The organism is Variovorax sp. VRV01 (assembly GCF_014852545.1).
In the GTDB taxonomy this organism is placed as follows: Bacteria; Pseudomonadota; Gammaproteobacteria; order Burkholderiales; family Burkholderiaceae_C; genus Variovorax; species Variovorax beijingensis_A.
Map to the genome: position 1 here is coordinate 60,053 of NZ_JACVBS010000022.1, position 24,881 is coordinate 84,933.

Annotated in this window: 26 protein-coding genes; 13 read left to right on the forward strand and 13 right to left on the reverse strand. The window is 67.5% G+C overall.

The features are described 5' to 3' along the window. Positions 1-31: 31 nt before the first annotated feature. Entirely contained in the window at positions 32-1,624 is a 1,593-nt protein-coding gene (locus IB278_RS28725) for an esterase/lipase family protein (RefSeq protein ID WP_145747272.1), read from the reverse strand. A gap of 198 nt (positions 1,625-1,822) precedes the next feature. On the opposite strand from IB278_RS28725, the gene IB278_RS28730 reads away from it, so the two are divergent. After that, positions 1,823-2,926 carry an MBL fold metallo-hydrolase gene (locus tag IB278_RS28730; protein WP_192327219.1) on the forward strand — a complete coding sequence of 368 codons (1,104 nt, stop codon included), beginning with the start codon at positions 1,823-1,825 and terminating at the stop codon, positions 2,924-2,926. An 11-nt stretch (positions 2,927-2,937) separates the two neighbouring features. On the opposite strand, the gene IB278_RS28735 is transcribed toward IB278_RS28730, so the two are convergent. From IB278_RS28735 to IB278_RS28755, 5 genes are read right to left on the reverse strand one after another with little or no spacing between them, the layout of a single operon-like run. Beyond that, positions 2,938-3,126 carry a hypothetical protein gene (locus IB278_RS28735; protein ID WP_145747270.1) on the reverse strand — a complete coding sequence of 63 codons (189 nt, stop codon included), beginning with the start codon at positions 3,124-3,126 and terminating at the stop codon, positions 2,938-2,940. Then, complete coding sequence (gene parC, locus IB278_RS28740) at positions 3,126-5,522, reverse strand: DNA topoisomerase IV subunit A (RefSeq protein WP_145747269.1); 2,397 nt, start codon at positions 5,520-5,522, stop codon at positions 3,126-3,128. Before parC ends, IB278_RS28735 begins: the two co-directional genes overlap by 1 nt. A gap of 46 nt (positions 5,523-5,568) precedes the next feature. After that, the gene (locus tag IB278_RS28745) at positions 5,569-6,690 is read right to left on the reverse strand and encodes a Kelch repeat-containing protein (protein WP_145747268.1); all 1,122 of its coding nucleotides are present in this window, start codon (positions 6,688-6,690) and stop codon (positions 5,569-5,571) included. Positions 6,691-6,733: 43 nt separating this feature from the next. Continuing rightward, positions 6,734-7,624, reverse strand: coding sequence for a lytic transglycosylase domain-containing protein (locus tag IB278_RS28750; RefSeq protein WP_145747267.1), 891 nt, complete (start codon positions 7,622-7,624; stop codon positions 6,734-6,736). Between the two features lie 26 nt (positions 7,625-7,650). Next, positions 7,651-9,648 carry a DNA topoisomerase IV subunit B gene (locus IB278_RS28755; protein ID WP_145747266.1) on the reverse strand — a complete coding sequence of 666 codons (1,998 nt, stop codon included), beginning with the start codon at positions 9,646-9,648 and terminating at the stop codon, positions 7,651-7,653. Positions 9,649-9,828: 180 nt separating this feature from the next. Between IB278_RS28755 and IB278_RS28760 the strand changes: the two genes are divergently transcribed. From IB278_RS28760 to IB278_RS28785, 6 genes are all read left to right on the forward strand, one after another. Next, on the forward strand, positions 9,829-11,052 hold the full coding sequence (locus IB278_RS28760) for an MFS transporter (protein WP_145747265.1): 1,224 nt from the start codon (positions 9,829-9,831) through the stop codon (positions 11,050-11,052). A gap of 23 nt (positions 11,053-11,075) precedes the next feature. Next, entirely contained in the window at positions 11,076-11,216 is a 141-nt protein-coding gene (locus tag IB278_RS28765; RefSeq protein ID WP_186454299.1) for a hypothetical protein, read from the forward strand. 8 nt (positions 11,217-11,224) lie between these two features. Then, positions 11,225-11,794, forward strand: coding sequence for a class I SAM-dependent methyltransferase (locus IB278_RS28770; RefSeq protein ID WP_145747264.1), 570 nt, complete (start codon positions 11,225-11,227; stop codon positions 11,792-11,794). A gap of 43 nt (positions 11,795-11,837) precedes the next feature. Then, positions 11,838-12,764: a 4-hydroxy-tetrahydrodipicolinate synthase gene (gene dapA, locus IB278_RS28775; RefSeq protein ID WP_370878963.1), complete on the forward strand. Its 927-nt coding sequence runs from the start codon at positions 11,838-11,840 to the stop codon at positions 12,762-12,764. A 141-nt stretch (positions 12,765-12,905) separates the two neighbouring features. Further along, positions 12,906-14,000, forward strand: coding sequence for an outer membrane protein assembly factor BamC (bamC, locus tag IB278_RS28780; protein WP_192327222.1), 1,095 nt, complete (start codon positions 12,906-12,908; stop codon positions 13,998-14,000). A gap of 5 nt (positions 14,001-14,005) precedes the next feature. After that, positions 14,006-14,782 carry an MBL fold metallo-hydrolase gene (locus IB278_RS28785; RefSeq protein ID WP_145747262.1) on the forward strand — a complete coding sequence of 259 codons (777 nt, stop codon included), beginning with the start codon at positions 14,006-14,008 and terminating at the stop codon, positions 14,780-14,782. Positions 14,783-14,863: 81 nt separating this feature from the next. Here the strand turns inward: IB278_RS28785 and IB278_RS33985 are convergent, their stop codons facing one another. The 3 genes from IB278_RS33985 to IB278_RS28800 form a co-directional block, all read right to left on the reverse strand. Then, a complete protein-coding gene (locus tag IB278_RS33985; RefSeq protein WP_145747261.1) occupies positions 14,864-15,139 on the reverse strand; it encodes a hypothetical protein in 276 nt (91 codons plus the stop codon). Between the two features lie 93 nt (positions 15,140-15,232). Then, positions 15,233-15,748: a hypothetical protein gene (locus IB278_RS28795; RefSeq protein WP_145747260.1), complete on the reverse strand. Its 516-nt coding sequence runs from the start codon at positions 15,746-15,748 to the stop codon at positions 15,233-15,235. Further along, complete coding sequence (locus IB278_RS28800) at positions 15,738-16,883, reverse strand: JmjC domain-containing protein (protein WP_145747259.1); 1,146 nt, start codon at positions 16,881-16,883, stop codon at positions 15,738-15,740. Before IB278_RS28800 ends, IB278_RS28795 begins: the two co-directional genes overlap by 11 nt. Before the next feature lie 14 nt (positions 16,884-16,897). On the opposite strand from IB278_RS28800, the gene IB278_RS28805 reads away from it, so the two are divergent. Then, on the forward strand, positions 16,898-17,422 hold the full coding sequence (locus IB278_RS28805; protein ID WP_145747258.1) for an FKBP-type peptidyl-prolyl cis-trans isomerase: 525 nt from the start codon (positions 16,898-16,900) through the stop codon (positions 17,420-17,422). Between the two features lie 79 nt (positions 17,423-17,501). On the opposite strand, the gene IB278_RS28810 is transcribed toward IB278_RS28805, so the two are convergent. The 4 genes from IB278_RS28810 to coaBC form a co-directional block, all read right to left on the reverse strand. After that, the gene (locus tag IB278_RS28810) at positions 17,502-18,002 is read right to left on the reverse strand and encodes a glycine zipper 2TM domain-containing protein (RefSeq protein ID WP_192327225.1); all 501 of its coding nucleotides are present in this window, start codon (positions 18,000-18,002) and stop codon (positions 17,502-17,504) included. A gap of 174 nt (positions 18,003-18,176) precedes the next feature. After that, entirely contained in the window at positions 18,177-18,623 is a 447-nt protein-coding gene (gene dut / locus IB278_RS28815; protein ID WP_145747256.1) for a dUTP diphosphatase, read from the reverse strand. A 2-nt stretch (positions 18,624-18,625) separates the two neighbouring features. After that, positions 18,626-19,075, reverse strand: coding sequence for a hypothetical protein (locus IB278_RS28820; protein WP_192327228.1), 450 nt, complete (start codon positions 19,073-19,075; stop codon positions 18,626-18,628). Then, positions 19,075-20,298: a bifunctional phosphopantothenoylcysteine decarboxylase/phosphopantothenate--cysteine ligase CoaBC gene (gene coaBC / locus IB278_RS28825; protein WP_145747254.1), complete on the reverse strand. Its 1,224-nt coding sequence runs from the start codon at positions 20,296-20,298 to the stop codon at positions 19,075-19,077. The genes IB278_RS28820 and coaBC overlap by 1 nt, the downstream gene beginning before the upstream one ends. A gap of 123 nt (positions 20,299-20,421) precedes the next feature. Between coaBC and IB278_RS28830 the strand changes: the two genes are divergently transcribed. Genes IB278_RS28830 through IB278_RS28850 form a run of 5 tightly spaced genes read left to right on the forward strand, consistent with a single transcriptional unit; the run spans position 20,422 to position 24,860 of the window. Further along, on the forward strand, positions 20,422-22,101 hold the full coding sequence (locus IB278_RS28830) for a CTP synthase (protein ID WP_145747253.1): 1,680 nt from the start codon (positions 20,422-20,424) through the stop codon (positions 22,099-22,101). Further along, on the forward strand, positions 22,098-22,955 hold the full coding sequence (kdsA, locus tag IB278_RS28835; RefSeq protein WP_145747252.1) for a 3-deoxy-8-phosphooctulonate synthase: 858 nt from the start codon (positions 22,098-22,100) through the stop codon (positions 22,953-22,955). Before IB278_RS28830 ends, kdsA begins: the two co-directional genes overlap by 4 nt. Then, positions 22,952-23,242: a DUF1330 domain-containing protein gene (locus tag IB278_RS28840; protein WP_192327231.1), complete on the forward strand. Its 291-nt coding sequence runs from the start codon at positions 22,952-22,954 to the stop codon at positions 23,240-23,242. The genes kdsA and IB278_RS28840 overlap by 4 nt, the downstream gene beginning before the upstream one ends. A gap of 38 nt (positions 23,243-23,280) precedes the next feature. After that, entirely contained in the window at positions 23,281-24,564 is a 1,284-nt protein-coding gene (gene eno, locus IB278_RS28845; protein ID WP_018905898.1) for a phosphopyruvate hydratase, read from the forward strand. Between the two features lie 17 nt (positions 24,565-24,581). Beyond that, the gene (locus IB278_RS28850; RefSeq protein WP_145747251.1) at positions 24,582-24,860 is read left to right on the forward strand and encodes a septum formation initiator family protein; all 279 of its coding nucleotides are present in this window, start codon (positions 24,582-24,584) and stop codon (positions 24,858-24,860) included. Positions 24,861-24,881 lie beyond the last annotated feature (21 nt).

A 24,881-nucleotide genomic window follows, 5' to 3' on the forward strand; every position in this document is an offset into this window, starting at 1 on the left:
TGACGCCGGTGCCCGCCGGAGGGCGCTTTCTTCAACTCCAGGCGCTCACCTCCAGCCGCACCTTGCCGCTGATGCCGGGCGCCGCCGGTGCCGCGCCCAGGCTCGACAGCGGCACGATGAACTGCAGCTTGCCGTCGGCCAGCTGCTTCGGGCTGATCGGCAGCGACGCCTGCCCCGCGGTGTCTGTCTGCCAGCCGTACTTCACGTTCCAGTTCTGCGCCGGGTCGTCGGCCCGGGGCGGCGCGATCTCGATCACCAGCGTGTCGCGGAACAGCGAGCTGCCTTCGTAATGGCCGTCGAGCCAGAACTTCTTGTTCACCTGGTAGTCGGGCACGCGCACGCCGAGCGTCATGGCATAGGCCAGCGTCGGCCGGTCCTGCTTCACGCGCGCCTTGTTGGCGAGGAACACGGTCGAGAGATAGATCGAGCGGCGCTCGGGCTTCTCGGGGTCGGTCAGCTCCTTGTGCGTGCGGCAGGCGGGCGAATCCTCTTCGGCCACGCGCCGGCTCAGGTACCAGCGCTTGCCGCGCGGCGCGGCCAAAAGCTCGACCTGGTAGAGCGCGTCGATATCGGCGTCCTTGGGCAGGTCCGGCGGCAGGGTCACGCCCTCGACCTCGAACCAGAGATCGACGCGCACGTCGCCGAAGAGAAAACGCACCAGGTTCTGGTAGGCCTCCTCGGAATTGACGATGCCGAAGTAGCCCGAGTGCGAACGAAAGGCGTAGGCGGTGGCCACCGGCTTGCTGCGCTTCGCATCGTCGATGGACCAGAGCGAGGCGTTCTCGATGCGCACCAGTCCGTCGCTGCCGTGGCCCGCGAACATGCGCGAGAGGCCCTTGGCGGCCTCGTAATCGCCGCGGTTGGAGCCCACCATGCAGAAGAAGCGCTCGGCCGGAAATGCGGCCGCCGGCAGGTAGTCCATGCGGCCGTCGACCGGCGCCGTGGCCAGGAACTCCGACATCCGCTCGCGGTTGAAGGTGTTCATCTCGTTGGCCGTGAGCCAGGCCGGCACGTTGATGCCGCCCATGTCGATGCCGTTGTGCGGCGTGGCGTAGGTGAACACCTTGTCGACGCAGGCGCGCGCCGCCGCATCGCCGAGCGCCGGGTTCTGCAGGAAGGCACGCACCACCAGCCCGCCCATCGAATGCGCCACCAGGTAGCAGCGGAAATCGGCCGCTGCAAAAGCGGGCCCCTCGCGCAGCGCCACCAGGTCGCGCACGCGAAGGATCAGCTTGCTCAGACCCTGCGCATACACCTTCACGTCGCGCGACTTGCCGTCGCCGAGCAATTCGGATCCGCTGTCGTAGTAGCGGTAGATGACGATCGATGCGGCCGGAATGCCGTCCACGTCCTTGCCGGTTTCATCGGGCGAAGGCTTCCAGTCGTTGTCGAGAATGTCCAGGCCGTTCTGGTAGACGCTCTGGTACTGGAAGTCGGCCAGGAGGCGAACCACCGGCGATTCGAAGACGAACTTCTGCGCCGGCGCATCCTTCTTCACGGTGGCGCGGTAGACCGTGGAGCCCACGTTGAATCCGCAGAACGGATCGGCGGCGGTGTCGTCGCGCTCGGCCTCTGTCATGGCATAGCCGCGCACGTAGATGATGGGATAGCGGTTGCTGCTCATGGTGTGATCGCCTCCTTGAAGCCCGCGGAACGTGGCGCGCTTCAGTGTGCCGCGCGATCCCGCAGGCAGCCATAGAACGCATGGCCTACGACAAGCGGCACGGGAATGCCCCTGTGCGCCGAATGTTTCTGCCGTTGAAACCATTGGCCGCCACGCGGCGGCTAAGCTCGCGCCGCAAAAACCCGACAACACCTCGCCATGATCTCCTTTCTGAAGCACCGTCTTCGCAGTTATGGCACCTCGCTCTTTGCGGCCGGCTGCGCACTGGTCGCGGGCTGTTCCAGCAACAGCGGATGCGAGGCGCGCTACGACGCATCGCCGCAGTTCAAGGGCTGCAGCTTCCAGAACCTGCCGAATCCGGACGTGCTGCCTTCGGCCAGCGGCTGGCGGATCTGGTCACGCTTCATCGTCGGCGACAAGGTGGGCACCGTGCCGGTCGATCCGATTCCGGTGCGCATGCTGGCCACCGCCGACCTGGAAGCGCTCGACCCCAAGGCCAACCACGTGGTGCGGCTCGGCCATTCGTCGCACCTGCTCAAGCTGCAGGGCAAGTACTGGCTGATCGACCCGGTGTTCAGCGAGCGCGCATCGCCGTTCACCTTTGTGGGCCCCAAGCGCTTCCACAAGCCGCCGCTCACGCTCGAGCAGTTGCCGCCGATCGAAGGCCTGATCCTCTCGCACGACCACTACGACCACCTCGACGTGGCCACCATCGAGTACCTCGCGCAGCGCGTGCAGCGCTACTTCGTGCCGCTGGGCGTGCGCGCGCGGCTGGTGGCGATGGGCGTGCCCGCGGAGCGGGTGACGGAGCTCGACTGGTGGCAAGGCGGCGAGCACGGCGGCGTGAAGCTCACCGCCACGCCGGCGCAGCACTTCTCGGGCCGAACGCTGACCGACCGCGACCGCACACTGTGGGCCTCATGGGTGGTGCAAAGCGGCGATCAGCGCATCTTCTACAGCGGCGACTCGGGCTACTTTGCGGGCTTCAAGCAGATCGGCGAGCGCTTCGGCGGCTTCGACCTGGCGCTGATGGAAAACGGCGCCTACGACGCCTACTGGCCCGCCGTCCACATGACGCCCGAGCAGAGCGTGCAGGCCTTCGAGGACCTGCGCGGCAAGGTGCTCTATTCGGTGCACAACAGCACCTTCGACCTCGCCTTCCACACCTGGCACGATCCGCTGGACCGCATTGCCGACCTGTCGCAGGCAAAGAAGATCGAGCTGGCCACGCCGGTGATCGGCGAGGTGCTGACGGTGGGCAAGGCGCGCACCAACGAGCGCTGGTGGCAGGGCCTGCGCTAGGAAAACAGGCGCTAGCCGCGTTCCTTGCGCTCGCGCGCCCGGCGCTGCTGCCGGGTCTCGCTGGCCTGCGCCGCGATGCGATCCTTCTCGCGCTTCCTGGCCCCGCGCTTCAGGCGCATGCGCCGGCCGAACCAGAAGCTGGCAAGGCCCGTGACCAGTGCAACGACGAGGCCGATGACGCTGATGTCGATGCCGCCCATCACAGCACCCGCACGATGCCCGTCGGCTTGAAGCCGAGGTCGGCCGCCTTGCCCTTGCGCGCACGGCTGCCGCGCGCATTGTTGAGCGTGCGGATTTCCAGGGTTTCATCGCGCTCCTTGCCGCCGCGGCCGATGCCTTCGATCTTCACGCTGCGCGTGTAGGCCGCGGCACCCGCCAGCGTGTCCTTGGCGTCGAGGTCGATCAGCGTGAGCCCGCGGCCGCCCTTGGGCAGGCTCTTGAGCTCGGCAATGTCGAAGGTCAGGATGCGGCCGCCGGTCGAGGCGCAGGCCACGTGCGTGGCGGCCGGCATCGGCTCCGCGCCGCTCGCGCCGCCCACCAGCGACGGGCGGCAGAGCTGCTCGCCCTCGCCCACGTCGATGAAGGCCTTGCCGCCGCGCTGGCGCGACATCATGTTCTCGACGGTGGCGATGAAGCCGTAGCCGCCGGTGTTGGCCAGCAGCAGGCTGGCGCCTACCGGGCCCGCGAAGAAATGCGTGACATGCGTGCCGGCATCGAGCTCGATCAGCGTGGTCACGGGCTGGCCGTCGCCGCGCGCGCCGGGCAGCGAAGCCACGGGCACGGTGTAGACGCGCACGCTCTTGTCCTTGGCCGAGCCGAACACCAGCAGCGTGTCGACGCTGCGGCATTCGAAGGCGCCGTAGAGCGCGTCGCCGGACTTGAAGCTGTATTCGGGCGCCGCAGTGCCGTTGGCACCGTTCTTCTCGCTGGCCCAGCCCTTCTGCGCACGCACCCAGCCCTTCTGCGAGACGATCACGGTCACCGGCTCGTCGACCACCTTCAGTTCGGCCACGGCGCGCTTCTCGGCCTGGATCAGCGTGCGGCGCGGGTCCTCGAAGGTCTTGGCATCGGCCTCGATTTCCTTCACCAGCAGGCGGCGCAGCGCCGCCGGGCTGCCGAGGATGTCTTCGAGCTTCTTCTGCTCGTCGCGCAGGCCCTTGAGCTCCTGTTCGATCTTGATGGCTTCGAGCCGCGCGAGCTGGCGCAGCCGGATTTCGAGGATGTCCTCGGCCTGGCGTTCGCTGAGGTTGAAGCGCGCGATGAGCGCGGCCTTCGGGTCTTCCGCCGCGCGGATGATCGCGATCACCTCGTCGATGTTCAGCAGCACCAGCTGCCGGCCCTCGAGGATGTGGATGCGGTCCTGCACCTTGCCCAGCCGGTGCCGCGAGCGCTTCTCGACCGTGACCTCGCGGAACGCGATCCACTCGTTGAGCATCTGGCGCAGCGACTTCTGCGTGGGCTTGCCGTCGATGCCCACCATCGTGAGATTGATCGGCGACGAGGTCTCGAGCGAGGTCTGCGCGAGCAGCGTGGTAATGAACTCTTCCTGGCTGATGCGCGAGGTCTTGGGCTCGAACACCAGGCGCACCGCGGCGTCCTTGCTGGATTCGTCGCGCACCACGTCGAGCACCGAGAGCATCGCGGCCTTGAGCTGGGTCTGGTCGGCGGAGAGCGCCTTCTTGCCGGCCTTGACCTTCGGGTTGGTGATTTCCTCGATTTCCTCGAGCACCTTCTGCGTGCTCACGCCCGGCGGCAGCTCGTTGACCACGAGCTGCCACTGGCCGCGCGCGAGGTCCTCGATCTTCCAGCGCGCGCGCACCTTGAGCGAGCCGCGGCCGGTGCGGTAGGCGTCGGCGATGTCGGCCGGCCCGCTGATGATCTGCGCACCGCCCGGGTAGTCGGGGCCGGGCACGATCTGCAGCAGTTCCTCGTCGCTGAGCTTGCCGTTCGACTTGATCAGCGCCACGCAGGCATCGGCGATCTCGCGCAGGTTGTGGCTCGGGATCTCGGTGGCCAGGCCGACCGCGATGCCGCTCGCGCCATTGAGCAGCGTGAAAGGCAGCCGCGCGGGCAACAGGCGCGGCTCCTCGGTGCTGCCGTCGTAGTTGGGAATGAAGTCGACCGTGCCTTCGTCGATCTCGTCGAGCAGCAGGCTGGTGATGCGGGCCAGGCGCGCTTCGGTGTAGCGCATGGCCGCGGCGCCGTCGCCGTCGCGGCTGCCGAAGTTGCCCTGGCCGTCGACCAGCGGATAGCGCTGCGAAAAGTCTTGCGCCATGCGCACCAGCGCGTCGTAGGCGGCCTGGTCGCTGTGCGGGTGGAAGCGGCCGAGCACGTCGCCGACCACGCGCGCGCTCTTGACCGGCTTGGCGCCCACGGTGCCGTTGGCGCCGCCGAAGCCCAGGCCCATGCGCGACATCGAATACAGGATGCGCCGCTGCACCGGCTTCTGCCCGTCGGACACGTCGGGCAGCGCGCGGCCCTTGACCACGCTGAGCGCGTATTCGAGGTAGGCGGTCTGCGCGTAGTCGGCCAGCGTGAGGGTGGTGTCGCCGTCGGTGGGACCCTGGAGATCGAGCGGAGGTTGGGAGTCGTCCATGGAGAAGAGAGAAAGAGAAACGGTTGCGGGCCGTGCGCTTGCGCGCTCAGCCCAGTGTGAAAGCCTCGTGTACGGCGGACTGCACGGCGCCGCCGAGCACCGCGCCGCCGCCGGCCACGTAGATCCAGTCGCCGATCACCGCGGCGCCCACCGCATGGCGCGGCGTGGGCATCGGCGCATGGCGCTGCCAGCTGTCGGCCACGGGATCGTAGCTTTCCATCTGGCCGAACACCTTGGCCTGCCGCGGCACGCCGCCCACCAGAAAGCCGCCCTCCCCGCCCATCGCGAAGAAGCGGCCGCGGTACACCACGAGGCCATGGCCCGAGCGCGCCGTGGGCAGCGGCGCACGCAGCTCCCAGGTGTCGCGCGCGGACAGGTAGACGTGGTGCAGGTCGGTGTTGTATTCGAAGGTGTTGAAGCGCCCGCCGATCACGTGGATCTGGCCGCCGTGCGCCACGCAGCCCACGTGATCGCGCGCGCCGGGCAGCGGCTTGGCAGAGGACCAGCGATCGGTCTTGGGGTCGTAGACCTCGTGCCAGCCGACGCTCGCGCGTTCGGCGGCAGGCTCGGAGGCGCCGCCGATCAGGTGCAGCACGCCGCCCTGCATCACCGCGGCCGCGGCACCGCGCGGGCGTGGCAGCGGTGCGATGGCACTCCAGCGGTTGGCTGCGATCTCGTAGACGTAGGCGTGGGTGTCGGAGCGGCGGTTCTGCTCGACGAAGCCGCCCAGGGCGTAGACCCGGTCGCCATCGGCCGCCACCGCCACGTGGTTGGCGCCGCGCGGCAGCGGTGCGCCGTCGAGCCAGCGGTCGGCCTTGGGATCGTAGATGTGGTGGTAGTCGCGGTTGACCGCGCCCTCGCCATAGCCGCCGACCACGTGCATGCGCCCTTGCGCCGCGGTGGCCCAGGCCATCTCGCTGCGCGGAATGGGCAGCGCCGCGCGCGGCTCCCAGCGCCCCGCCGGGCCGGCCGGTGCGGGGCTGTCCGTGACGCGCTGGGCTTCCTGCTCGGGCGTCATGTGGTGCGGAACGCCACCCTGCAGCCGCGCGTAGGGCTCCTTCGACGAAGACGCCGGCGGCAGCGTGTCATGCGTGGCCGCGTGCTGCGCGCGCGCGGCACCGGCCACCGCGCAGGCGGCAGTCGCAAGAACGAAGCTTCGGCGGTGCACGAAAAAGGGCTCCTTCATCGGCGAGCAAAGGCGGGGCGGGCCATCAGGACACCGGCGTGTCCGAACCGCCGTCCGGCACCGTCGATGACTCGGGCGCATCGGGCATGGCCGGCATGGCGCCCGGCGAATCGGGCGGCATGTTGCCACGGCCCAGGGCGCCGCCCTTGGGCACCGTGAGCTCCATGCGGATGCGCCCCGGCGTCTTGCCGCCGCGCCCGCTGCCGCCTGCCACGGCCGACGATCCCGCCGCCGACGGCTTCAGGTAGGCATAGAGCTGCAGCACCGTCTGCACGTAGTTCTGCGTTTCCTTGTAGTTGGGAATCTTGTTGCCCGCGCGCTGTACCGCGCCTTCGCCTGCGTTGTAGGCGGCCAGCGCCAGTTCGATCTGGCCCGGGAACATCGCGATCAGGTCGCGCAGGTAGCGCGAGCCCGCGGCAATGTTGACGCGCGGATCGAACAGCTTTTTCTCGATGGTGCTGCGCTTGTCGGCCGCGACGCCATAACGCTGCGCGGTGGCCGGCATGAGCTGCATGAGACCCATCGCGCCCTTGGGCGAAACGGCCTGGGCATCGAAGCCCGATTCGGTGGCGATCAGCGCCTGCAGCAATTCGTAGTCGATCGAATGCTTGTTGGCCGCATCGCGCAGCGCGGCCTTGGCGGTCTTGTAGCTTGGCGAGGCTTCGAACAGCGCCAGCAGGGTCTGCGAGGCCTGCGGCACCTTTCCGTCGAGCTTGCGCCCTCCGCGCGCGAACGGCGCCAGGCCCTGCGCGGTATCGAAGCTCTGGCCGCGGCGAAAGAAGACCTGGTAGCGCTCGTCGATCTTTTCCGACGCGAAGTGCGCCACGCCCTTGCTGTCGATGTAGCCGTAGACGTCAGCGGCGTGCGCGAGCCCCTGCTGCGCACACAGCAGCAGGGCCAGGAGCAACGGACGCATGAGGTCTGGAATTTTCACGAGGGTGGTCAAACATCGATATCGACATCGTCGGCGCGCAGTTCCATCAGTTCGCGCCGGGCGGCTGCCTCGCCCTTGCCCATGAGCTTGGTGATCTCGCCCTGGGTGGAGCTGAAGTCGAAGCGCCCCAATTGGACCTTCATCAGGCGCCGGGTATCGGGATTGAGCGTGGTTTCCCACAATTGTTCCGCGCTCATTTCGCCCAGGCCCTTGAAGCGGCTGATGCTCCAGGCGCCTTCGCGCACGCCGTCCTTGCGCAGTTTATCGAGCGTGGCCGTGAGTTCGCCCTCGTCGAGCGCATAGACCTTGGAAGCCGGCTTCTTGCCGCGCGCGGGCGCATCGACGCGGAACAGCGGCGGCTTTGCGACATACACGTGGCCGGCTTCGATGAGTTTCGGAAAGTGGCGGAAGAACAGCGTGAGCAGCAGCACCTGGATGTGCGAGCCGTCCACGTCGGCATCGGAGAGGATGCAGATCTTGCCGTAGCGCAGGCCGCTCATGTCGGGCGTGTCGGCGGGGCCGTGCGGATCGACGCCCACGGCCACCGAGATGTCGTGGATTTCGGTGTTGGCAAAAAGCCGGTCGCGCTCCACCTCCCAGGTGTTGAGCACCTTTCCGCGCAACGGCAGGATGGCCTGGCTCTCCTTGTCGCGGCCCATCTTGGCGCTGCCGCCGGCCGAATCGCCCTCGACCAGGAAGACTTCGTTGTGGCTGGTGTCCTTGCTCTCGCAATCGGTCAGCTTGCCGGGCAGCACGGCCACGCCGGAGCCCTTGCGCTTCTCGACCTTCTGGCCGGCGCGCTGGCGCGTCTGCGCGGCCTTGATGGCGAGTTCGGCGAGCCTGCGTCCATAGTCGACGTGCTGGTTGAGCCAGAGCTCGAGCGCCGGGCGCACGAAGCTCGACACCAGGCGCACGGCATCGCGCGAATTGAGGCGCTCCTTGATCTGCCCCTGGAACTGGGGGTCGAGCACCTTGGCGCTCAGCACGTACGAGGCGCGCGCGAACACGTCCTCGGGCAGCAGCTTCACGCCCTTGGGCAGCAGCGAATGCAATTCGATGAAGCCCTTCACCGCGGTGAACAGGCCGTCGCGCAGGCCGCTCTCGTGCGTGCCGCCGGCGCTGGTGGGAATCAGGTTGACGTAGCTCTCGCGCACCGGCTGGCCGTCTTCGGTGAAGGCCACGCACCAGTCGGCGCCCTCGCCCTCGGCAAAGTTGTCGGCGTTCTTGTCGGCATGGCCGCTGCCTTCGAACAGCGGGATCACGGGGTCGCCGTTGAGCGTCTGCATGAGGTAGTCGCTCAGGCCGCCCTTGTAGAGCCACTGCTGCGTTTCCTTGGTCTTCTCGACCGTGAGGGTGACGCTCACGCCCGGCATCAGCACGGCCTTGCTGCGCAGCAGGTGGGTGAGCTCGGCCATCGGCAGCGCCGCGGTCTCGAAATACTTGGCGTCGGGCCAGGCGCGCACGGTGGTGCCCTGCTTGCGCTCGCCGGCCTCGAGCTTGCGCACCTGCAGCGGCTCGATCACGTCGCCGCCGCTGAAGGCCAGCCTGGCGACCGAACCCTCGCGGTGCGTCGTCACTTCGAGGCGCTTCGACAGCGCGTTGGTCACCGACACGCCCACGCCGTGCAGGCCGCCCGAGAAGCTGTAGGCGCCGCCCGAACCCTTGTCGAACTTGCCGCCGGCGTGCAGCCGGGTGTAGACCAGTTCGACCACCGGGGCTTTTTCTTCAGGGTGCAGGCCAAAGGGAATGCCGCGGCCGTCGTCCTCGACGCTGACCGAGTTGTCGGCATGCAGCGTGACCTTGATCTTCTTGCCATGGCCCGCCAGCGCCTCGTCGGCGGCGTTGTCGAGCACTTCCTGGATGACGTGCAGCGGGTTGTCGGTCCGGGTGTACATGCCCGGGCGCTGCTTCACGGGCTCGAGGCCCTTGAGCACGCGGATGGAACCTTCCGAGTACCCGGAGGACGCGGACGATGAACTGGGGGGAGTCTTGGGGGGAGTCGCCATGGGGGCGGATTGTAGTCAGTCGCCACCAAACAACTGGATACCCATACAGGCACACTGCGCGTTCACGGCCGGGCCGCCGGCTTTGATGCGCGGCGCGCATCAAAGCCGGCGGCACAAATCATCAATGGCCTTGGCCGCCAGCGCGCCCGCCAAAGTACCCGAGTCGCTACATTCGACGGCATGCAAGCCTCCTCTCCCACTCTCTCGGTCAAGCAGGTGCTGATCTGCGGCGCCATGATCGTCACGCTTTCCATGGGCATCCGCCACGGCTTCGGCCTCTGGCTGCAGCCGATCACGCAGGCGCAGGACTGGAGCCGCCAGACCTTTTCGTTCGCGCTGGCCGTGCAGAACCTGTCGTGGGGCATCTTCGGCGTGTTCGCGGGGATGGTGGCCGATCGCTTCGGCGCCTTCCGGGTGCTTGTCGCCGGCACAGCGTTGTATGCGCTGGGCCTGCTGGGCATGGCGTATTCGCCCACGCCGCTGCTGTTCACGCTGAGCGCCGGCGTGCTGATCGGCGCGGCGCAGGCCGGCACCACCTATGCCGTCGTCTATGGCGTGATCGGGCGCCAGATTCCGGCCGAAAGGCGCTCCTGGGCCATGGGCGTGGCGGCGGCGGCCGGCTCCTTCGGGCAGTTCCTGCTGGCCCCGATCGAGGGGCTGCTCATCAGGCAGCTGGGCTGGCAGAGCGCGCTCGCGGCGGTGGCGATGCTGGCGCTGGTGATCCTGCCGCTGGCCTTCGGCCTGCGCGAGCCGCAGCGCGGCGCGCTCGCGGGGCACCGCGACCAGTCGGTGCTGCAGGCGGTGGGCGAGGCCTTCCGCTATCCGAGCTTCGGGCTACTGATGGCGGGGTACTTCGTCTGCGGCTTCCAGCTCGCCTTCATCGGCATCCACATGCCGACCTACCTGCGCGACCAGCGCCTGCCGGCCGAGGTGGCGGGCTATGCACTCGCGCTGATCGGGCTCTTCAACGTGTTCGGCACCTACACGGTCGGGCTGCTGGGCCAGAAGCTGGCCAAGCGAAAGATCCTGGCGGCCATCTACCTTGCGCGGGCGGTCTCGATCGCGCTGTTCCTGCTGGCGCCGATCTCGCCGCTCAGCGTGTACGTGTTCTCGGCGGCCATGGGCTTCCTGTGGCTGTCGACGGTGCCCGCCACCAACGCGATCATCGCGGGCATCTTCGGCGTGGCGCACCTGTCGATGCTCAGCGGCTTCGTGTTCCTGAGCCACCAGGTCGGCTCGTTCATCGGCGTCTGGCTGGGCGGCTATCTGTACGACACCACGGGCAGCTACGACATCGTCTGGTACATCGCGATCGCGCTGGGCGTGTTCGCGGCGCTGATCAACCTGCCGGTGAAGGAAAGCGCCATTGCGCGCGGCGGCCGGCCGGTCGCCGTGCCCGGCTGATCCTGGCGAAGGACAATGGCCCCATGATTCCGCAGATGCGCCACCGCCTCGTGCAGGCCGGCTGGCTGGCGGCCGCGCTGGCGGCGCTGGGCGGCGTCTTTGCGCTCTACGTGCACCCGGATTTCCTGGTGACGCTGGTCGACCAGGTCTGGTCCTGCTTCTGATGATTGCTATGAAAAATGCAGCACCTCCGCATGGCGGAACAGCGCCGTCGGAATGGATCGTGCGGTGGTCGCACCTGCTCGCCCCCGGGGCTGCCGTGCTCGACGTGGCCTGCGGCCACGGACGGCACATGCGGTGGTTCGCGGCGCGCGGGCATGCGGTGACGGGCGTGGACCGCTCGGTGGAAGCCGCCGAAGCCGCGGGCGCCTTCGGCCGCGTGCTGGCCGCCGACATCGAGGCCGGCCCCTGGCCGTTCGCGGGCCAGGCCTTCGGCGCGGTGGTCGTCACCAACTACCTGTGGCGCCCGCGCATGGCGGACATCGTGGCCGCGGTCGCGCCGGGCGGCGTGCTGCTGTATGAAACCTTTGCGGCCGGCAATGAGACGGTGGGCAAGCCCTCGCGGCCCGACTTCCTGCTGCAGCCCGGCGAACTGCTGGCCGCATGCAAGGATTTGCGCGTGGTGGCCTACGAGGATGGCTTCCTTGCCGAACCGGCGCGCTTCGTGCAGCGCATCGCGGCCATCCGTGCCGGCGATGCCGGCGCGGGCCAGCCCCCACGCCATCTGCTGCAGGGAAACTGAGCCCGCCGGGGCCGCCGTTTCCGGGGACGCCGGAGTAAGTAGAATCGGCGCTTTCGTCCACCCGACAGAGAGATTCCCCTTGGAGCAACTGACAGGCAGCATCGTCGCTCTTGCCACGCCGATGCACGACGACGGCAGTGTCGACTACCCCGCCCTGCGCCGGCTGATCGACTGGCACATCGACGAAGGCACCGATTGCCTTGGCGTAGTCGGCACCACCGGCGAATCGCCCACGGTCGACGTGGAAGAGCATTGCGAAATCATCCGCGTGGCGGTCGAACAGGCCAAGGGCCGCGTGCCCGTGATGGCCGGCTGCGGCGCCAACTCGACCAAGGAAGCGATCGAGCTCGCCAAGTTCGCCAAGGGCGTGGGCGCCGATTCGCAGCTGCAGGTCGTGCCCTACTACAACAAGCCGACGCAGGAAGGCCAGTACCAGCACTTCAAGGCCATCGCCGAAGCCGTGGGCGACCTGCCCACCGTGCTGTACAACGTGCCCGGCCGCACCGTGGCAGATATGGCGCACGACACCGTGCTGCGCCTCGCGCAGGTGCCGGGCATCATCGGCATCAAGGAAGCCACCGGCAACATCGAGCGCGCGCAATGGCTCATCCGCGACCTGCCCAAGCACTTTGCCGTGTACTCGGGTGACGACCCGACCGCGGTGGCACTCATGCTCTGCGGCGGCCAGGGCAACATCAGCGTCACGGCCAACATCGCGCCGCGCAAGATGCACGAGCTGTGCGTCGCGGCCATCGCGGGCGACGTGCGGCGGGCCATGCAGATCCAGTTCGAGCTGATGCCGCTGCACCGCCACCTGTTCGTGGAACCCAATCCGATCCCGCTCAAGTGGGCCATGTCCAGGCTCGGCCTGTGCGGCGGCGCATTGCGGCTGCCGCTCACCGAGCTGGCGGAAACGAACCGGCCCGTGGTCGAAGCCGCCCTGCGCGCCACCGGCCTGCTCAAGGGCTGACCCGGCATTCTTCCCGACACCCCCGATCTCTTTCCCCCTGCCGCATCGAGGTTACGCAACCTTTTGCCTGAACCGCGCTCAGAGAGTGCGGGCAAAGCGGCCCACAGATTGACCGAACCCATTCCAACAAGGAAGACGACGTTGAAGAACCTTTCGCACATTTCGCGAGCTGCACTGCTGGCCACCCTCGTTGTCAGCCTCGCCGCCTGCTCCGTTCTCGAGAGCGACAAGATCGACTACAAGAGCGCCGGCAAGGCCCCGACGCTCGAAGTCCCGCCCGACCTGTCGCAGCTCTCGCGCGAGAACCGCTACGCGGTGCCGGGCGGTGCGGTCACGGCCAACGCCTACCAGGCCGGCGCGGCCAACGCGCCGGGCATTCCCACCGCGGTGGCCAACATCGGCGACGTGCGCATGGAGCGCTCGGGCACGCAGCGCTGGATCGTCATCAACCGCTCGCCCGACCAGCTCTGGGACCCGGTGAAGGACTTCTGGCAGGAAAGCGGCTTCCTCCTGACCACCGAGCAGCGCAACCTCGGCATCATGGAAACCGACTGGGCCGAGAACCGCGCCAAGCTGCCGCAGGACATCATCCGCGGCACGCTGGGCAAGCTGGTCGACTCGGTCTACTCGACCGGCGAACTCGACCGCTTCCGCACGCGCCTGGAGCGCACGCCCACGGGCACCGAGATCTTCATCAGCCACCGCGGCATGCAGGAGGTCTACAACAACAGCCGCCAGGACCAGACCGTGTGGCAGCCCCGTCCGAGCGACCCTGAACTCGAGACCGAGTTCCTGCGCCGCCTGATGGTCAAGCTCGGCGTGACGCAAGAGCAGTCGAAGATCCTGGCCGCCACCACCGCACCGTCCAAGACCGCCGCCGTCGCCAACGTGGGCGGCCAGCCGGTCGTGCAGATCAGCGAAGGCTTCGACCGCGCATGGCGCCGCGTGGGCCTGGCACTCGACCGCACCGGCTTCACCGTGGAAGACCGCGACCGCAGCGCCGGCATCTACTACGTGCGCTACGTGACCCCGAACCCCGACAAGAAGGAGCCCGGCTTCTTCGGCAAGCTGTTCGGCAGCTCCGAGAAGAACGAAGCACCGATCAAGTTCCGTATCCTCGTGAAGGGCGGCCAGGGCGAGAGCACCACGGTCTCGGTGCTGAACGCGAACGGCGCGCCCGAAACCTCGGCCAACGCGCAGCGCATCGTCCAGGTCATTGCCGACGACCTGAAGTAAGCCGCATGCTCCGCTTCCGAAGCCTCGGCAGCGGCAGCACGGGCAATGCCGCGGTGGTGGAATCCACCAGCGGCGGCCGCACCTCGCGGCTGCTGATCGATTGCGGATTCGGCCTGCGGCAACTCGATCTGCGGCTTGCCAGGGCCGGCCTCGCAGCCGGCGACATCGATGCGGTCTTCGTCACCCACGAGCACGGCGACCACATCGGCTGCGCCCACTCGCTGTCGCGGCGCAACCGCATTCCCGTCTGGATGAGCGAAGGCACCTGGCTGGCCACCGGGGCGCGCGACTTCGAAGGCCGGCTCAACCTGGCGCGGGACGATGCCGAGTTTGCGGTCGGCGACATTGCGGTGCGACCCTTCACCGTGCCGCACGATGCGCGCGAGCCGCTGCAGCTTCGCTGCTCCGACGGCGCGCGCACGCTGGGCGTGCTGACCGACCTGGGCCATGCCACCGCACATGTGCTGGCCCGCCTCCACGGCGTGCATGCGCTGCTGCTCGAGTTCAACCACGACAGCGAACTGCTCGCCAATTCGGCCTATCCGGCCTTCCTGAAACTGCGCGTCGGCGGCAGGCACGGGCACCTTTCGAACGATGCGGCTGCGGAAATCGCGCGCGCGGTGCGCCACGACGGTCTGCGCCACGTGGTCGCGGCCCATCTGAGCGAGCAGAACAACCGTCCCGACATCGTGCGGCGCCTGATGGCCGAAGCCCTCGGCGGGCACGAGGCCGAGATGCTCACGGCCAGTGCGTCGGAAGGCTCGCCCTGGCTGGACGTCTGATCGCGGTGCGGCCCTGTTCCGCGCCTCCATGCAAAAAGCCGCCACGAGGCGGCTTTTTGCTGGGGTGAATGAACACCCGGTTTATTGCTTCGGTGCTTCGTTCTTCTTGGCAGCCTCGGTCGCGGCATTGGCGGCGTCCAGCGCCGAGGATGCACCCGGCGAAGGCGTGGTTGCGGCCGACGAATCGGTGCTGGTCGACGGGGCCGGCGCAGCTGCCGGCGGCGGCGGTGCCGGCTCGGTCACCGGAGCGGGCGGGGGTGTCACAACCGCCGGCGCGGCGTCCTCTTTCTTTCCGCAGGCCACGAGCGCGGCAGCGGCGATCAACGAAGCGAGCAGGACGGACGATGACTTCTTCATGGAAACTCCTTTGGCAATGGATGTCAGAACGAAAAAATTCTAGACCCGCATCGCTGCCCGTTTGTGTCTCGTGGCCTCATTCGCGGCATTGGCTTACAAGCCCAGTGTCGACGCCGGAAATGCGGCAACGCCCGCTCGCCACGACTCATCGATGGTTTCACGCAGTTCGCGCCGCGCACGCGGATCGGCGCCGCACAGGCCACGGCTGTACTCGGCATCGGTGCGGTGGGCGAACCATCCGGGCGTCCAGATGGCGCTCGGCAGCGCGGTGCTGCCCGCCTCTGCACGCACCGCGCGGCATTCGATGATGTGATCCCAGGTGCGCCGCCATGCGACGAAGCGCGCATGTGAACGTTCGACCGCATCGAAGCGCTGCGCCAGCAGCACGAAGCGGCGGCCCGTGGCCGACCAGGCCTGGAGCGCCTCGATGCTGGCCCGCTCGCCGAGCGGCCAGTCGGCGAAGTCGGGATCGCAGAAGACCAGCTCCCTCCACCCCTGCCGGGCTGCGCTCGACAGCGCGGCCCGCACCATGCCTGCGAAGGCTTCGGGGCCATCGAAGCGCCCTTCGGGCAAGGCCGGCGCGGCCGCTGCGGAACTCTCACTCGGCATGGGCCCATCCCGCTTCGCACCACTCGGCCAGCAGTGCGAGTGCGCCGTCGCTCGCGCGCGCCAGTTCGCGCGGCCCGAGCGCGCGCCGGTCGGCCAGCCGCCGCATCAGCGTTGCATCGGCGCCGCCTGCGCGAAAGCTCTCGCCATTGATGTAGAGGTGCCGCGCGTCGTAGAGCATGCGCGTGCGGCGGTCGAGCGCCACGGCATGCAGTTCGGCCGGCACCTCGGCGCCTTGCGGATCGAACCAGACATTGGCCTTGGGTTCGGTCAGCGATTCGCCCAGCGCGCGGTCGACGGCGTCCGGATCGCGCAGCGCGGCGTCGACCGCCTTGCGCGCAAAAGCCTGCAGCGCGGCCGGCATGGCGGCCGGCGCCTCGACCGCGGGCTGCGTCGGATCGCGGTAGCGCGCCAGCTCGGCGGGCCCTGCATCTTCCAGGGCCTCCGCATACGCCTGCGCCACGCGCGCCAGCAGGTCGGCGCCAAGCTCGCCGGCCGCGGAGGATCGCAGGCCGATGGAGCAGGTCATGCAGTCGTCGCCGACCGCCACGCCGTCGTGTGCATAGCGCGGCGGCAAATACAGCATGTCGCCCGGTTCGAGCACAAAGCTCTGCTCGGGCTCGAAGTTCTCGAGGATCTTGAGCGGCACGCCCTGCTGCAGGCGCAGGTCGCTCTGCCGGCCGATCGACCAGCGCCGCCTGCCCTGCGCCTGCAGCAGGAACACGTCGTAGCTGTCGAAATGCGCGCCCACGCCGCCCTGGTCGCTCGCATAGCTGATCATGAGGTCGTCCAGCCGCGCATCGGGCAGGAAGCGGAACTGCTGCAGCAGCGCATGCACGCCATCGTGATGCAGGTCGACGCCCTGCACCAGCAGCGTCCAGGCCGGCTGCTTGCGCGGCGGCAGCGCGCGCCGTGCGAGCGGCCCGTGCCTGAGCGTCCAGCCGGCCTTGCCGTGGCGGATGAGGCGCGATTCGACGTCCTCGCGCTCGGCCAGGGCAAAGAGCGCGCTGCGCTCTATCGGTGGCACCATGGCGGGTATGGCCTGGCGCACCAGCAACGGTTTCTTCTGCCAATGCCGCCGCATGAACTGCGCGGCGCTCAGGCCGCCGAGCAACGGCAGCGGTTGTGTAATCTCCATGGGAGAATTCTGCAATGGAAATCTCTGAACAATGCGTGGTCGGCCTGACCTGGACGATGAAAGACACCCTGGGCGAAGTGCTGGACGTGCTCGACGAACCGGTGGAATTCATGGTGGGGGGCGATGACCTCTTCGACGTGATCGAAGCTGCCCTGATGGGCCACGAGCCCGGCGCACGGGTGCAATTGCAGCTCGAGCCCGAACAGGGCTTCGGCGACTTCAACGACCAGCTGCTCTTTCTGGAGCCGCGCTCGCTGTTCCCCGAAGGCACCGAGGAAGGCATGACCTTCGACGGTGCCGCCCTGCCCGCAGGCGTGAGCGACGCCATGCCCAAGGACGTGATCTACACGGTGGCCGAGATCTATCCGGACCACCTGGTGCTCGACGGCAACCATCCGCTCGCCGGCATCGCTGTCCGGCTGGACATCACGGTTCGCTCGGTGCGCGAGGCCACCGAAGAAGAAGTCGGCCGCGGTACGGCGGGCACAGCCTTCTTCAAGGTGCCGCCAACCGCGCCGGGCAACGACCTGCTGCACTGACTGCCGGCTGAGCGAACCACGGCAGCAAGCAAAAAGCCGGGCAGTGCCCGGCTTTTTGCTTGCTGCGGCACACCCGCTGCTACATGCGCGAGATCTGGCCGTTGTCGATGCGCACGCGGTCGCCGATGCGCAGGTCGCCCGGATGCTGCACGTCGAAGGCGCGGTAGCCGCCGCGGTCGGTCTGCACCGAGATGCGGTAGCTCTCGTAGGCGCGCGGCCCGCTGGCCTGTCCCTCGATGGTGTTGCCCAGCAGGGCACCGCCCACGATGCCCAGGGCGGTGGCCGCGGCGCGGCCGCTGCCGTGCCCGAACTGGTTGCCCACCACGCCGCCGATCACACCGCCCGCCACCGCGCCGCCGCCGGTGGTGCCGGTGCCCGCGGTTTCGCTGCGCAGCACCTCGATGTTGGCCACGTGGCCGTATTCGACATAGGCCGCTTCCTGGTACGGAACGGCCTGCGGCGGTGCCTGGTACGGATAGCGCGTGGTGTGATAGACCGGCGCGGGAGCGACGCAGGCCGTGAGCGTGGCAAGCGCCACCACGGAAGCGGCAATGGAAACGAAGCGCGTTGAAATTTTCATGTTGAGAGGCTCCTCGGATAAATCGGCGCATCCCGATGCGCCAAAGCCTGTATCCAACGTCTTGCCCGCTGTGGGGATGACGCAAGACACACACCGAAACGTAAGAGCGCGCCGCGAACCGTCAGTTCCGGTCTTTACGGGCCCGACACCAAGCCGGGCGAGGACGAGGAACGGTCAGTGCTTGCCGGTGGAGCCGTAGCCCCCTTCGCCGCGTTGCGAAGCTGCAAATTCTGTGACCACGCGAAACTGCGCCTGCACCACCGGCACGATCACGAGCTGCGCGAGCCGCTCCATCGGCTGGAGCACGAAAGGCGTGTCGCTGCGGTTCCAGGCGCTGATCTTGAGTTCGCCCTGGTAGTCGCTGTCGATCAGCCCCACGAGGTTGCCGAGCACGATGCCGTGCTTGTGGCCCAGGCCCGAGCGCGGCAGGATCAGCGCCGCATAGGCCGGGTCGGCCAGGTGGATCGCAATGCCGGTGCCCACGAGCTGCCAGGCGTTGGGTTCCAGCGTGACCGGCGCATCGAGGCAGGCCCTGAGGTCGAGCCCTGCGCTGCCGGGGGTGGCATAGGCGGGCAATTGGTCCACCATGCGTGGGTCGAGGATACGAACGTCTACTTTCACTTCTACTTGCCTTGCTTCTGTTGCTGTTCTCTTTGCTTGCGGGCGGCTTCCTCGAGCACCTGCTGCCACTTGGCGACGCCTGGTGAAAGCTTCAGCCCCTTCAACTTGCTGGCGAGCCAGAAAGCCGCGCCCGCCAGGAACACCAGCACGACGAGCGACACGCCGGCCGACCACAGCGCCAGCAGCACCACGGCCCCCACGGCGGCCAGGATCTTGAGCGCCGCGGATGGCAACGCTCCGCCGCCTGGCGCGGAGGTATCGCCGTTCGACGATTCGCGCCGCTGGGCGGCGGCGGCCGCCGCGCCCTGCGCGCCCGGGGCGGGCGTGATGCCCACGTCCAGCCCGTGGTCGCCCTCGTGCGCTGCCCGCTTCGGCAATGCGGCCTGGGCCGACAGCCGCTCGACGTAGCTGGCGAAATCGCCATTGGGCGGCGTGTTCCATTGGGGGTTCATCAGACTCTCCAGTCAGGCAGCCGGGCGGCAATCTCGGTCATGAGTTCGCGTGCCAGGGTGAGCTTGGGCGCACGCGGCAGTTCGCGCGTGCTCGTTGCGTCCACCAGCAGCAGCGCATTGTCGTCCTGCCCGAAGGTCAGCGGACCGATGTTGCCGACCAGCAGCGGAATTCCCTTGCGCTCGCGCTTGGCCTTGGCGTGCTCGGCCAGGTTCTCGCTCTCGGCCGCGAAGCCCACGCAGAACAGCTTGCGGGACTGCGCGCGCTCGCTTTGGGCCACAGCCAGCAGGATGTCGGCGTTCTCGACGAAATTGAGCACCGGCGTCTTGCCGCTGCCGTCCTTCTTGATCTTTTGCTCGCTGTGGGTGGCGGGCCGCCAGTCGGCGACCGCGGCCGTCGCTACAAAAATGCTAGCGGACTGCGCGGCATGAAGGGTGGCTTCAAGCATGTCCTGCGCGGAAAGCACGTCGATGCGGCTCACCCCGCGCGGCGTCGGCAGGTGCACCGGACCGGCCACCAGCGTGACTTCGGCGCCGGCCTCGCGCGCGGCGCGCGCAATGGCAAATCCCATCTTCCCGGACGAATGATTGGTGATGCCGCGTATCGGATCGAGCGGCTCGAAGGTGGGGCCCGCGGTCACCAGCACCTTCTGGCCCGCGAGGAGCTTTGGCACGAAGAAGGCCGTGATGTCCTCGAGCAGTTGCGCCGGCTCGAGCATGCGGCCGTCCCCCGTCTCGCCGCAGGCCTGCCAGCCGCTGCCCACGCCCAGCACCGTGGCACCGTCGGCCGACACCTGCTTCAGGTTGCGCTGGGTGGCAGGATGCGCCCACATCTCCCGGTTCATGGCCGGCGCGATCAAGAGCGGCACGCGGTCCATCGGCCGCGCGAGGCACATCAGGCTCAGCAGGTCGTCGGCCCTGCCCTGCACCAGCCGTGCGATGAAGTCGGCGCTGCAGGGCGCCAGCACGATGGCGTCGGCCTCGCGGCTCAGGTTGATGTGCGGCATGTTGTTGGGCTCGCGCACATCCCACTGCGAGGTGTAGACGGTACGCCCCGAGAGCGCCTGCATCGTGACCGGGGTGATGAACTGCTCGGCCGCCTCGGTCATCACGACCTGGACCGTGGCGCCGGCCTTCACGAACAGTCGGCACAGCTCCGCCGATTTGTAGCAGGCGATACCACCGGTAAGGCCCAGGACGATGTGTTTGCCGGCGAGATCTTGCATGAGTCATATTGTTGCTCACATACCGACAAGATCAGGAACGGGATGCCCTTGGCCCGGAGGGGCGCAAAGGGGACACCTATAATCGCAATTTCCCACTGCCCGGATCTCTGGTCCGGAACTGGCATGACCAAATTTGTCTTCGTCACCGGTGGTGTCGTATCTTCCCTTGGCAAGGGAATCGCCTCCGCCTCCCTCGCCGCGATCCTCGAATCGCGCGGCCTCAAGGTCACCCTCATCAAGCTCGATCCGTACATCAATGTCGACCCCGGCACGATGTCACCGTTCCAGCATGGCGAGGTGTTCGTCACCGACGACGGTGCCGAGACCGACCTCGACCTCGGCCACTACGAGCGCTTCATCACCACGCGGATGCGCAAGGCCAACAACTTCACCACCGGCCAGATCTACAAGACCGTGCTCGAGAAAGAGCGCCGCGGCGACTACCTCGGCAAGACGGTGCAGGTGATTCCGCACATCACCAACGAGATCCAGGAATACATCAAGCGCGGCGCCGGCCTCGGCACCGCGCATGAAGTGGACGTGGCCATCGTCGAGATCGGCGGCACGGTGGGCGACATCGAATCGCTGCCCTTCCTCGAGGCCGTGCGCCAGATGAGCCTGCGCATGGGCCCGAACAACTCGGCCTTCGTGCACCTGAGCTACGTGCCCTGGATCGCCGCCGCCGGCGAGCTCAAGACCAAGCCCACGCAGCACACCGCCAAGGAACTGCGCGCCATCGGCATCCAGGCCGATGCGCTGCTGTGCCGCGCCGACCGCCCGATCCCCGACGACGAGCGGGCCAAGATCTCGCTGTTCTCGAACGTGCCCGAATGGGGCGTGATCTCCATGTGGGACGTCGACACCATCTACAAGGTGCCGCGCATGCTGCATGAGCAGGGCCTGGACGGCCTGATCTGCGACAAGCTGCGCATCAACACGCCGCCGGCCAAGCTGCAGCGCTGGGACGAGCTGGTGTACGAGGTCGAGCATCCGCAGCAGGAAGTCAGCATTGCGATGGTCGGCAAGTACGTCGACCTGTCCGACAGCTACAAGTCGCTCAACGAAGCGCTGCGCCACGCCGGCATGAAGAACCATGCGCGCGTGAAGATCGACTACATCGATTCCGAAACCATCTCCCCGCAAGATGTTTCGCGGCTCGCCAAGTACGACGCGATCCTGGTGCCCGGCGGCTTCGGCCAGCGCGGCGTCGAGGGCAAGATCTCGGCCGCCCGCTTCGCGCGCGAAGGCAAGGTGCCCTACCTCGGCATCTGCCTGGGCATGCAGGTGGCCACCATCGAATACGCGCGCCACGTGGCGGGCCTGAAGAACGCCAACAGCACCGAATTCGACCCCGAGACGCCCTGCCCCGTGATCGCGCTGATCACCGAGTGGAAGGACGCCGACGGCACCGTGAAGACGCGCAACGAGAAGTCCGACCTCGGCGGCACCATGCGCCTGGGCGCGCAAAGCTCCGACGTCTCGGCCGGCACGCTGGCCCACAGCATCTACGGCGACGTGGTGACCGAACGCCACCGCCACCGCTACGAAGCCAACGTCAACTACCTCGACGAACTGCGCGCTGCCGGCCTCGTGATCTCGGCGCTCACCCAGCGCGAGCACCTGACCGAGATCGTCGAGCTGCCGCAGGACGTGCACCCGTGGTACATGGGTGTGCAGTTCCACCCCGAATTCAAATCGACGCCGTGGAGCGGCCATCCGCTCTTCAACGCCTTCATCAAGGCGGCGCTCGACCACAAGGCCCAGAGCGCGGGCGGTGCAAAGAACCTGAAGGCGGTGGCATGAAACTTTGCGGATTCGACATCGGGCTCGACCAGCCCTTTTTCTTAATTGCAGGCCCCTGCGTGGTCGAATCCGAGCAATTGCAGATGGACACGGCCGGCACGCTGAAGGAAATCACTTCCTCGCTCGGCATTCCGTTCATCTTCAAGAGCAGCTTCGACAAGGCCAACCGTTCCTCGGGCACCAGCTTTCGCGGCCCGGGCCGCGAAAAGGGCCTGGAGATCCTGGCCAAGGTGAAGCGCCAGCTCGGCCTGCCCGTGCTGACCGACGTCCACACCGAGGAAGACATCACCGAGGCCGCCAAGGTGGTCGACGTGCTGCAGACACCCGCCTTCCTGTGCCGCCAGACCGACTTCATCCGCGCAGTGGCGCAGTCGGGCAAGCCGGTGAACATCAAGAAGGGCCAGTTCCTTGCGCCGCACGACATGAAGAACGTGATCGACAAGGCGCGCGCTGCCGCCAAGGAAGCCGGCCTGCCCGAAGACAGCTTCATGGCCTGCGAGCGCGGCGCGAGCTTCGGCTACAACAACCTGGTGTCGGACATGCGTTCGCTTGCGATCATGCGCGAGACCGGCGCGCCCGTGGTGTTCGACGCCACCCACTCGGTGCAGCTGCCGGGCGGCCAGGGCACGAGCTCGGGCGGCCAGCGCGAGATGGTGCCGGTGCTCTCGCGCGCGGCCGTGGCCGTGGGCGTGGCCGGCCTCTTCATGGAAACGCACCCCGATCCCGCCAAGGCACTGAGCGACGGCCCCAATGCCGTGCCGCTCAAGCACATGAAGGCCCTGCTCGAAACGCTGCTCGCGCTCGACCAGGTCACCAAGAAGAACGCATTTCTAGAGGACGTCTTTCAATCATGAGCAGTGGTTATGTCATCGCCCACGTCGAGGTCACGAACCCGGCGCAGTACGAGGAATACAAGAAGTGGTCGAGTGCCGCCATGCAGGCGCACGGCGCCGAAGTGTGCGTGCGCGGAGGCCAGGTCGAAGTGCTCGAGGGCGACTGGTCGCCCTCGCGCCTCGTCATCCTGAAATTTCCGAGCTTCGAGAAGGCCAAGGCCTTCTACGAAACGCCCGAATACCTGAAGGCGCGCGAAGCCCGTGCCGGTGCCGCGGTGATGCGCATGATCGCAGTCGAAGGCCTTTGATCAATTGAATAGAGACTGAAAAGAAAGAAGAGAAACGCATGAGTGCAATCGTTGACATCGTCGGCCGCGAAATCCTCGACAGCCGCGGCAATCCCACCGTCGAGTGCGACGTGCTGCTCGAATCGGGCACCATGGGCCGCGCGGCCGTGCCCTCGGGCGCGTCGACCGGCTCGCGCGAAGCCATCGAGCTGCGCGACGGCGACAAGAAGCGCTATCTTGGCAAGGGCGTGCTCAAGGCGGTGGAGAACATCAACACCGAGATCTCGGAATCCGTGCTCGGCCTGGACGCCAGCGAGCAGGCCTTCCTCGATCGCACGATGATCGACCTGGACGGCACCGACAACAAGGGCCGCCTGGGTGCCAATGCCACCCTCGCCGTTTCGATGGCCGTGGCACGCGCCGCGGCCGAAGAGTCGGGCCTGCCGCTGTACCGCTACTTCGGCGGCATGGGCGGCATGCAGCTGCCGGTGCCGATGATGAACGTCATCAACGGCGGCGCGCACGCCAACAACAGCCTCGATCTGCAGGAGTTCATGATCATCCCCGTGGGCGCGCCGAGCTTCCGCGAAGCCGTGCGCTACGGTGCCGAGGTGTTCCATGCGCTCAAGAAGATCCTGGGCGACCGCGGCATCAGCACGGCAGTCGGCGACGAAGGCGGTTTCGCGCCCAGCGTCGAAAGCCATGAAGCGGCCATCCAGCTGATCCTCGAAGCCATCGACAAGGCCGGCTTCGTGGCGGGCGAGCAGATTGCGCTCGGCCTCGACTGCGCCGCCAGCGAGTTCTACAAGGACGGCAACTACGTGCTCTCCGGCGAGAACCTCACGCTGTCGGCCGGCAACTGGGCCGACATGCTGGCCACCTGGGTCGACAAGTACCCGATCATCAGCATCGAGGACGGCATGCACGAAGGCGACTGGGACGGCTGGAAGCTGCTGACCGACCGCCTGGGCAAGCGCGTGCAGCTGGTGGGCGACGACCTGTTCGTCACCAACACCAAGATCCTGCAGGAAGGCATCGACAAGGGCATTGCCAACTCGATCCTGATCAAGATCAACCAGATCGGCACCCTGACCGAGACCTTCGCCGCCATCGAGATGGCCAAGCGCGCGGGCTACACGGCCGTCATTTCGCACCGCTCGGGCGAAACCGAAGACAGCACCATCGCCGACATCGCGGTGGGCACCAACGCGGGCCAGATCAAGACCGGTTCGCTTTCGCGCTCGGACCGCATCGCCAAGTACAACCAGCTGCTGCGCATCGAGGAAGACCTCGGCGACATCGCCAGCTACCCCGGCCGCGGCGCGTTCTACAACCTGAAGTAGCACGCGAAGCCGGCGGCATGCGCTCGCGCCTCGTTCCACCCATCGTGCTGCTGCTGCTGCTGGCCATCCTGCAGTGGCAGCTGTGGAACGGGCGCGGCAGCGTGCGCGACGTGGCGCAGCTGCAGTCCAAGCTGGCGGACCAGAAAGCGGCCAACGCCAAGGCCGTGGTCAACAACGAGCGGCTGGCCTCCGAAGTCAACGATCTCAAGATCGGCCTCGAGATGGTCGAAGAGCGTGCGCGGCAAGAGCTGGGCATGGTCAAGCCCAACGAAGTATTCGTTCAGGTCACCCACTGAACATGACCCCCACACTCGGTA